Annotated in this window: 5 protein-coding genes and 1 pseudogene; 4 read left to right on the top strand and 2 right to left on the bottom strand. The window is 32.6% G+C overall.

Annotated features, from left to right (window positions below; all coding sequences use genetic code 11):
• From DIU01_RS08665 to DIU01_RS08655, 3 genes and pseudogenes are all read left to right on the top strand, one after another.
• Positions 1 to 231, top strand: a pseudogene (locus tag DIU01_RS08665) (hypothetical protein); the annotation flags it as partial.
• A 73-nt stretch (positions 232 to 304) separates the two neighbouring features.
• A complete protein-coding gene (locus tag DIU01_RS08660; protein WP_290833533.1) occupies positions 305 to 1,648 on the top strand; it encodes a deoxyguanosinetriphosphate triphosphohydrolase in 1,344 nt (447 codons plus the stop codon).
• A gap of 79 nt (positions 1,649 to 1,727) precedes the next feature.
• Complete coding sequence (locus DIU01_RS08655) at positions 1,728 to 4,427, top strand: T9SS-dependent M36 family metallopeptidase (protein ID WP_290833531.1); 2,700 nt, start codon at positions 1,728 to 1,730, stop codon at positions 4,425 to 4,427.
• A 181-nt stretch (positions 4,428 to 4,608) separates the two neighbouring features.
• On the opposite strand, the gene DIU01_RS08650 is transcribed toward DIU01_RS08655, so the two are convergent.
• The gene (locus tag DIU01_RS08650) at positions 4,609 to 4,956 is read right to left on the bottom strand and encodes a membrane-binding protein (RefSeq protein WP_290833529.1); all 348 of its coding nucleotides are present in this window, start codon (positions 4,954 to 4,956) and stop codon (positions 4,609 to 4,611) included.
• Between the two features lie 191 nt (positions 4,957 to 5,147).
• Complete coding sequence (locus tag DIU01_RS08645; protein WP_290833527.1) at positions 5,148 to 6,146, bottom strand: TlpA disulfide reductase family protein; 999 nt, start codon at positions 6,144 to 6,146, stop codon at positions 5,148 to 5,150.
• A 173-nt stretch (positions 6,147 to 6,319) separates the two neighbouring features.
• Between DIU01_RS08645 and aspS the strand changes: the two genes are divergently transcribed.
• Complete coding sequence (aspS, locus tag DIU01_RS08640; RefSeq protein ID WP_290833525.1) at positions 6,320 to 8,071, top strand: aspartate--tRNA ligase; 1,752 nt, start codon at positions 6,320 to 6,322, stop codon at positions 8,069 to 8,071.
• Positions 8,072 to 8,298 lie beyond the last annotated feature (227 nt).

Genomic DNA, 8,298 nt, shown 5'->3' with positions numbered 1-8,298 from the left:
CTTCAAACCTTTGTACCAAATACATTAAAAGACAATAATTACAACTTTCTAAACTTCGAATTTACACACAAATTTGAAAAGTATAATTTAGAAACATATTTAAAAGGACAAAATTTATTGAATATTAAACGATATGAAGATAGTTTTGTTTCAGATTATTCTACTTCAAATTTTTCCTATAATCTACAAGAAAGGTTTGTATTATTAGGAATTGTTTATAAAATATTTTAGACAAAATATTATTAATTCTCAACTCATTTGTGTTTTTTTAATGATTATATTCGCAATAATTAATCATTAAAACATGAACTGGGAACAACTTTTATCTTTAAAACGACAAGGCGACAAAGGAAAGCGTCTACGAATTGAACAAGACGACACGCGATTGGGTTTTGAAGTAGATTATGACCGAATTATCTTTTCGGCGGCTTTTAGAAGTTTGCAAGATAAAACGCAAGTTATTCCAATGTCCAAAACTGATTTTGTGCACACACGATTGACGCATAGTTTAGAAGTTTCGGTGGTTGGACGTTCGTTAGGAAGATTAGTTGGAAAAAAAATCATTGAGAAATATCCGCATTTAAAAGAAATTCATGGTTATCAAGCCAATGATTTTGGAGCTATTGTTGCTGCTGCAGCTTTGTCGCACGATATTGGAAATCCGCCATTTGGACATTCAGGAGAAAAAGCAATTGGCGAATATTTCTCTATCGGAAACGGACAAAAATACAAAGACCAATTATCGGATAAAGAATGGCAAGATTTAATCGATTTTGAAGGAAACGCCAACGGATTTTCAGTTTTAACAAGTTCGCGTCCCGGAATTGAAGGCAGCATCCGATTGACTTACGCCGTTCTTGGTGCATTTATGAAATATCCGAAAGAAAGTTTACCAAAAAAACCAACCCAAAATATCGCCGATAAAAAATACGGTTTCTTTCAATCAGACAAAGAGTTTTTTAAAGAAGTTGCTTCCGAATTGGGAATGATTCCAAATAAATCGGGTAATGATATTGGTTATGAACGTCATCCACTCGCCTATTTGGTTGAAGCTGCCGATGATATTTGTTATACTATAATCGATTTTGAAGATGGAATAAATCTTGGATTAGTTTCGGAAGATTTTGCTTTGGAATATTTGATAAAATTGGTCAAAGATTCAATTGATACAAGTAAATACAATTCGCTCACTACAAAAGAAGACCGAATTAGTTATTTGCGTGCTTTGGCCATTGGAAATTTAATCAATGATGCGGTGAATGTTTTTATTGAAAACGAAGAAGCCATTTTAAATGGCGAATTTCCTTACGCAATAACCGACAAGAGTAAATACAAAGCTCAAATGAATGACATCATCCAAATCAGTGTAAAAAACGTATATCAAAGTAAGGAAGTAATTCATAAAGAAATTATGGGTTATAAAATCATCAATACCTTATTAGATACGTTTTGTGATGCTTACATTAAGAAAGCAAACGGAACAGCAAGCAATTACGATAACTTGATATTGAAACTGTTACCAGAACGTTATCAATATGAAAAAGAAACAGTGTACGACAGATTGCAACACATTTGCCATTATGTATCGATGTTAACCGATGGAAAAGCTTTAGAATTATTCAAAACTATTCAATCAAACAAAAGTTAAAAATCTGATATTCAATAAAAAAATTGCATAAACTTAAAAATTAAATTAAGTTTGCTAACCATAATTTAACTATACCAAAATGAAAAAAAACTATCTATTACTACTTCTATTAATTTCGGGCTCGGTTTTTTCTCAAGCCACAAGAAGTAAAATACAAACTTACCTTAATGCTAACTTAACCAAGTTAGAACTTACAAGTGCAGATGTAAATGATTGGATTATTGAAAGTGAAGCAACATCAGAAAGTACCAATATTCATAATTATTACCTAAAACAAAGACATCAAGGAATTGAAATTTTCAATGCTGTTGCCAATGTTTGGGTTAAAAATGATGAAGTAATCAACATTCACAACCAGTTTGTTCCAAATATCGCGACTAAAGTTAATACTACAACACCTACTTTATCTGTACTTGAAGGATTGTTTAGTGCTAAAAGTTTGTTGAACATTACTTCACCAAATACCAATACAATTTTAGAAACAAAAGAATTCAAAAATTTTAGAATTTCTAATAATTCAGAAGACGAAATTACTGCAGAATTAGTATATCAATTAACTCAAGACAATCAATTAAGATTAGCTTGGGATTATGTTATTGATATTCCAGGACACCAACACCTTTGGCATGTTCGAATTGATGCTTTAGATGGTAAACTTTTAGAGAAAAACGACATGGTAATTTCATGTGCTTTTGGTGAAAATCATAACCATAGTGCAAGTTGTTCTTCTTTAGTAGAAACTACTGCTAGCGTTAACTTATTTAAAGAAACGACATCAAGTTTATTAGAAGTACAATCTGGTTCTTATAGAGTTATTCCATATAACTACGAAAGTCCTAATCACATTGCTAGACAATTAATTACAAATCCTCACAATGTAGTAGCATCTCCTTTCGGATGGCATGATACCAATGGTGCTGTAGGAAACGAATTCACAATTACAAGAGGAAATAATGTGCACGCACAAGATGATTTAGACGGAAATAACGGAACTGGAACTTCGCCAAATGGAGGAGCATCTTTAAACTTTGATTTCCCTTACGGTGGAACAAGTACCCAACCATCAAGTTACTTAAATGCAGCAACTACCAATTTATTCTACATGAATAACATGATGCACGATGTATGGTATCAATATGGTTTTAATGAAGTTAATGGTAATTTTCAAAGAAATAATTATGGTAAAGGTGGAGTAACTAATGTTTTTGGAGATCCAGTAAATGCTGACGCACAAGATGGTGCTTCTTTAAATCCACAAAATTTAAATAATGCAAACTTTTCAACACCAATAGACGGACAAAGTCCAAGAATGCAGATGTTTTTATGGAACGTTGCTGCTCCAATTGAACCAATATTTATCAATACACCAGCAGATTTTTCGGGTCCAAGACAAGCACGAGATAATGGATTTTCGCCAGGTAATGTGCCAATTCCGATAGCTCCAGCGATGATTCAATCTAATTTTGTTTTGTATGATGACGGAACTCCAGATGTTGGACAAACAGATAATGCAGACGGTTGTGGTCCTGCTGTAAATGCTGCTGCAATTAGCGGAAAAATCACCGTAATAAGAAGATCAACATCAGAAGCTAATGGCGGAGCTCCATGTGCTTTTATTGAAAAAGTAAAAAATGCTCAAAATGCTGGCGCAACTGCAGTAATTATTGTTAACAATGTACCTGGTGTAATTAGTATGTCTGGTGCAGATGCTACTGTAACAATTCCAGCAGTAAGCGTAACTCAAGAAGTTGGTGAAGCTTTAATTGCTAGAATGAAACTAGAAACGGTTAATGGTAAAATCCAATTAGGTGAGGCACCATTTATAAATGCAGATGGTGATTTTGATAACGGAATTATTGCTCATGAATATGGTCACGGTATTTCTACAAGATTAGCTGGTGGACCAGGAAACAGTAGTTGCTTAAATAACTACGAAGCAATGGGCGAAGGTTGGTCTGACTGGTTTGGACTAATGATGCAACTAAAATCAGGCGATGTTGGAACAACTCCAAGAGGACTTGCTACATTCTCATTAAGTCAACCAACAAATGGAACAGGATTAAGAAGTTATCAGTATTCTACTGACATGAGTGTAAATCCATTAACTTTTGATGATTCTAATGAGCCAATACCTGCAGATCCAGCAAATACAGGTTACAGATATGTTATTGGAGATTTTTGGGCTACAGTTTTATGGGATCTAAACTGGGCATATATTCAAAAATATGGTTTTGATTCTAATGTTTATACAGGAACTGGTGGAAATAATAAAGTAATGCGTTTAGTATTAGACGCTATCAAATTACAACCATGTAATCCAGGAATTGTTGCAGGTAGAGATGCGATAATTGCAGCAGATCAAGCTACAACTGGCGGTCAAGATTATTGCTTGATTACTGAAGTATTTAGAAGAAGAGGTGTTGGTCTTGGAGCATCATCAGGAAATAACAATAATAGTGGAGATCAAGTAGAAAGTTTTGTTGCTTTTCCCCCAGGTCCAAACTGTACAGCTTTAAATACTGATAGTTTTGAAAAAGAAGATTTATTCAAAGTATATCCTAACCCAACTAATGGTTTATTGAATATTAGAATAAACAACTTTATTGGTAAAGCTTCAATAAATGTTATTGACATTAATGGAAGAACGGTTTACTCAAATGTAAATAGTGATTTTAATACAGAATCATCAATCAACCTTAATAACTTATCATCTGGAATGTATATTATCAAAGTTACTGCTGATACAACTACTTATACTGAGAAAGTACTTATCAAATAAGAAACAAGAAAATAGTTTACCAAAAAGGTTCGTCTTTACCAGACGAACCTTTTTTATTACAGCGCATTGAAATATCAACTATTTACAAATTTGAACAAACACTTTCTCTAAATTAATACCACAAAAAAAGGTTCATCTAGTTTGTTAGATGAACCTTTTTCATTTGAATTAAATAATAAAACTAGTTTTTATCAGCGATAGCTTCTTTATTCCAACTTTTAACAGAAGCAATAGTACCATCTGAGTAATCTACTTCAGCAAGAGATTTATCACTCCAAAAAAACCATTTTCCAGTTTTCTCTCCGTTTGTATATTCTGCAATTGCTTTTTTAGATCCGTTTTCATTATAAGAAACCCACTTTCCTTCAAGTTTACCTTCTTTAAAAAATCCTTCTTGTTGAACTTGACCATTTTCATAGTAATAAGTAGCTTTTACCATTCCATCAACTTCTTCCAATTTTGGTTTTCCTTCTTGAGCGAATGTTAATCCTGAGACCAACAACGCCGCCATAATTACATATTTTTTCATAGTGTAGGTTTTTAAATTATTCATATTAACATAACAAATGTAACAATTAATTTACACTATACAAACTTTCACTTAACAATTTGGTAACATTAGGCAAAAATTTAACATTGGAAATATAAAAACAATAAAAAAACCCAACATCTTAAAGCCTAAGACGTTGGGTTTTCAATATAATTTTTAAAGAACTTTTCTTACGATTTCAATAAAGAATCAAATTTCTCGACCAACTTTGGATCAGAAGGACGACTTGCATTGGCATCAATCACAACACCATCAGGTCCAATTAATAAGAATCTTGGAATAGAGTTAATGTTAAATGCTCTAATAAAATCAGATTTCCAATCTTTATCTGCAAATAATTGCGTTCCGCCTAAACCTTTATCGGTTACAAACGTTTTCCATTTTTCAAAATCTTTCAAGACATCAACAGAAATACTTACAAATTCGATATTTTTTCCATGATACTGCTCTTCTACTTTCTTTAAAAAAGGAATTTCAGCTCTACATGGTCCACACCAAGTTGCCCAAACGTCAATGTAAACATATTTACCTTTTAAGTCAGATAATTTCACATTTCCACCAGCATGATTTAAATAATCAAAATCTGGAGCAACTGTATTGTTTAATTTTTTGTTTGCTTGCGTTTCTTTGTAATAATCTATTAAACCTTTTTGTTCAGCATCAATATTCTTCTTTAATGTATCAACCAATAGAATATCTAATTTTGATTTATCAAGCGTAGCAATTTTAGTTGCTTTTTTTGTTTCCATTGCTTTTGTAAAATCAGCTTCATTCATTTCAAGCAATTTCTCCTCATCAGAACTACTAGCTTCGATAGTTTGTTGGGCTAAAAAATTATTCTCGTCTGCACCTTTACCTTTAAAAGTTAATGTTTCATCAAACTTTTTTGCATCCATTTTTATTTTCAAATCATATCCACCTTTTAAAAACAAAGTTGCATACTCTGCTCCATCAAATAAAGTGTACATTCCATCCTTCTTGATTTCAAATGAACCATCAAAAGCTCCTTTTTCATCCGCTTTTATTTCTTTAACAATCATTCGGCCTTGTTTGATAAATAAAATATCACCGTTTCTATTAGCAATATCTGCTTTAATCGAAACAGTTCCTTGTGCAAAACCGATACTCGAAAATATAGAAGCAATGAAAATAAACACTACATTTTTCATAAATTTTGTTTTTAAATTAATTTTGTGAACCAAATGTACTTTTTTTTCTGAATGTGATTCAAAATATTAACAAAAAATTTCAATTCAATTTTACCTTATATAATGATATTTGTTTTTTACTTTTGCACCCAAGACCGAAGGTCAAATTCAAAGTACTAAAAAAATTATTCCAAATGTATAGAAGTCATAATTGTGGCGAATTGAACGCCTCACATATCAATCAAGAAGTAACGCTTGCTGGTTGGGTTCAAAAATCAAGAGATAAAGGATTCATGAATTGGGTTGATTTACGCGACCGTTATGGAATTACACAATTATTATTTGACGAAAGTCGTTCAGAAAAATCAGTTTTCGAATTGGCTAAAACACTTGGAAGAGAATTTGTAGTTCAAGTAAAAGGAACCGTGATTGAGCGTGAAGCCAAAAATAAAAATATGGCTACAGGAGAAATTGAGATTCTTGTAAAAGAAATGACAATTCTTAACGCAGCTTTAACGCCACCATTTACAATTGAAGATGAAACAGATGGCGGTGAAGACATCAGAATGAAATACCGTTACCTTGACATCAGAAGAAATCCGGTAAAAAACTCACTGCTTTTTCGTCATAAAGTAGCAATGGAAGTTCGTAAATATTTATCAGATTTAGATTTTTGCGAAGTAGAAACTCCTTATTTAATCAAATCAACTCCAGAAGGCGCAAGAGATTTCGTTGTTCCAAGTAGAATGAACGAAGGTCAATTTTATGCCTTGCCTCAATCGCCACAAACATTCAAACAATTATTGATGGTTGGCGGAATGGATAAATATTTTCAAATTGTAAAATGTTTCCGTGATGAAGACTTACGTGCCGACAGACAACCCGAGTTTACACAAATCGATTGCGAAATGGCATTTGTGGAACAAGAAGATATTTTGAATGTATTTGAAGGATTAACGCGTCATTTATTAAAAGAAATAAAAGGCATTGAAGTAGAGAAATTCCCAAGAATTACCTACGATTACGCAATGAAAACTTATGGTAATGACAAACCAGACATTCGTTTTGATATGAAATTTGGTGAGTTAAACGAAGTTGCTCAACATAAAGAATTTCCAGTTTTCAACGCAGCAGAATTGGTAGTTGGAATTGCCGCTCCAAATTGTGCAGCTTACACAAGAAAAGAAATCGATGCTTTAATTGACTGGGTAAAACGTCCACAAGTTGGTGCATCTGGAATGGTTTATGTAAAATGTGAAGCTGACGGAAGTTATAAATCATCTGTAGATAAATTCTACGATCAAGACGATTTAGCAAAATGGGCAGAAATTACTGGTGCAAAAGCTGGTGATATGATTTTTGTGCTTTCAGGTCCAGCCGATAAAACTCGTGCGCAACTTTCTGCATTAAGAATGGAATTAGCAACAAGATTAGGATTACGTAATCCAGCTGAATTTGCTCCGTTATGGGTTGTAGATTTTCCATTATTAGAACTGGATGAAGAATCTGGAAGATGGCACGCAATGCACCATCCATTTACGTCTCCAAAACCAGAAGACATGGAATTATTGGCAACAGATCCAGGAAAAGTTCGCGCAAATGCTTACGATATGGTCTTAAACGGAAATGAAATTGGCGGTGGTTCTATCAGAATTCACGATAAAGCTACGCAACAATTAATGTTCAAATACTTAGGATTTACAGAAGAAGAAGCTAGAAATCAATTTGGATTTTTAATGGATGCTTTCCAATTTGGTGCACCACCACATGGAGGATTAGCCTTTGGATTGGATAGATTGGTAGCAATTCTTGGAGGTCAAGAAACGATTCGTGACTTTATTGCTTTCCCAAAAAACAACTCAGGAAGAGACGTAATGATTGATGCTCCATCTACAATTGACGATGCTCAATTGAAAGAACTACATATAAAAGTTGAATTGAAGTAATTTATATCAAATTCGCAACATATTAGAAAGCAACTATTTAAAAATTCATAAATAGTTGCTTTTTTATTTCAATTTTGAAGATAATTCAAATATTTATCTGAAAATCACTCCGTTACAAAATTATATTTTTGTTACTATTTTAACTTTTTATTTAATTTTTGTTTGCTATGTCAGAAATAAGTATATCTTTGACAATTATTAATAATTATTATTACAACAATGCGCAC

This window comes from Flavobacterium sp. (genome assembly GCF_003525665.1).
In the GTDB taxonomy this organism is placed as follows: domain Bacteria; phylum Bacteroidota; class Bacteroidia; order Flavobacteriales; family Flavobacteriaceae; genus Flavobacterium.
This window is presented reverse-complemented; position numbering and strand designations above follow the sequence as displayed.

Bases quoted from the DNA above. Each gene is read 5' to 3' on its own strand.
- DIU01_RS08660 (WP_290833533.1), top strand. From the start codon at position 305: ATGAACTGGGAACAACTTTTATCTTTAAAACGACAAGGCGACAAAGGA.
- DIU01_RS08655 (WP_290833531.1), top strand. From the start codon at position 1,728: ATGAAAAAAAACTATCTATTACTACTTCTATTAATTTCGGGCTCGGTT.
- DIU01_RS08650 (WP_290833529.1), bottom strand. From the start codon at position 4,956: ATGAAAAAATATGTAATTATGGCGGCGTTGTTGGTCTCAGGATTAACA.
- DIU01_RS08645 (WP_290833527.1), bottom strand. From the start codon at position 6,146: ATGAAAAATGTAGTGTTTATTTTCATTGCTTCTATATTTTCGAGTATC.
- aspS (WP_290833525.1), top strand. From the start codon at position 6,320: ATGTATAGAAGTCATAATTGTGGCGAATTGAACGCCTCACATATCAAT.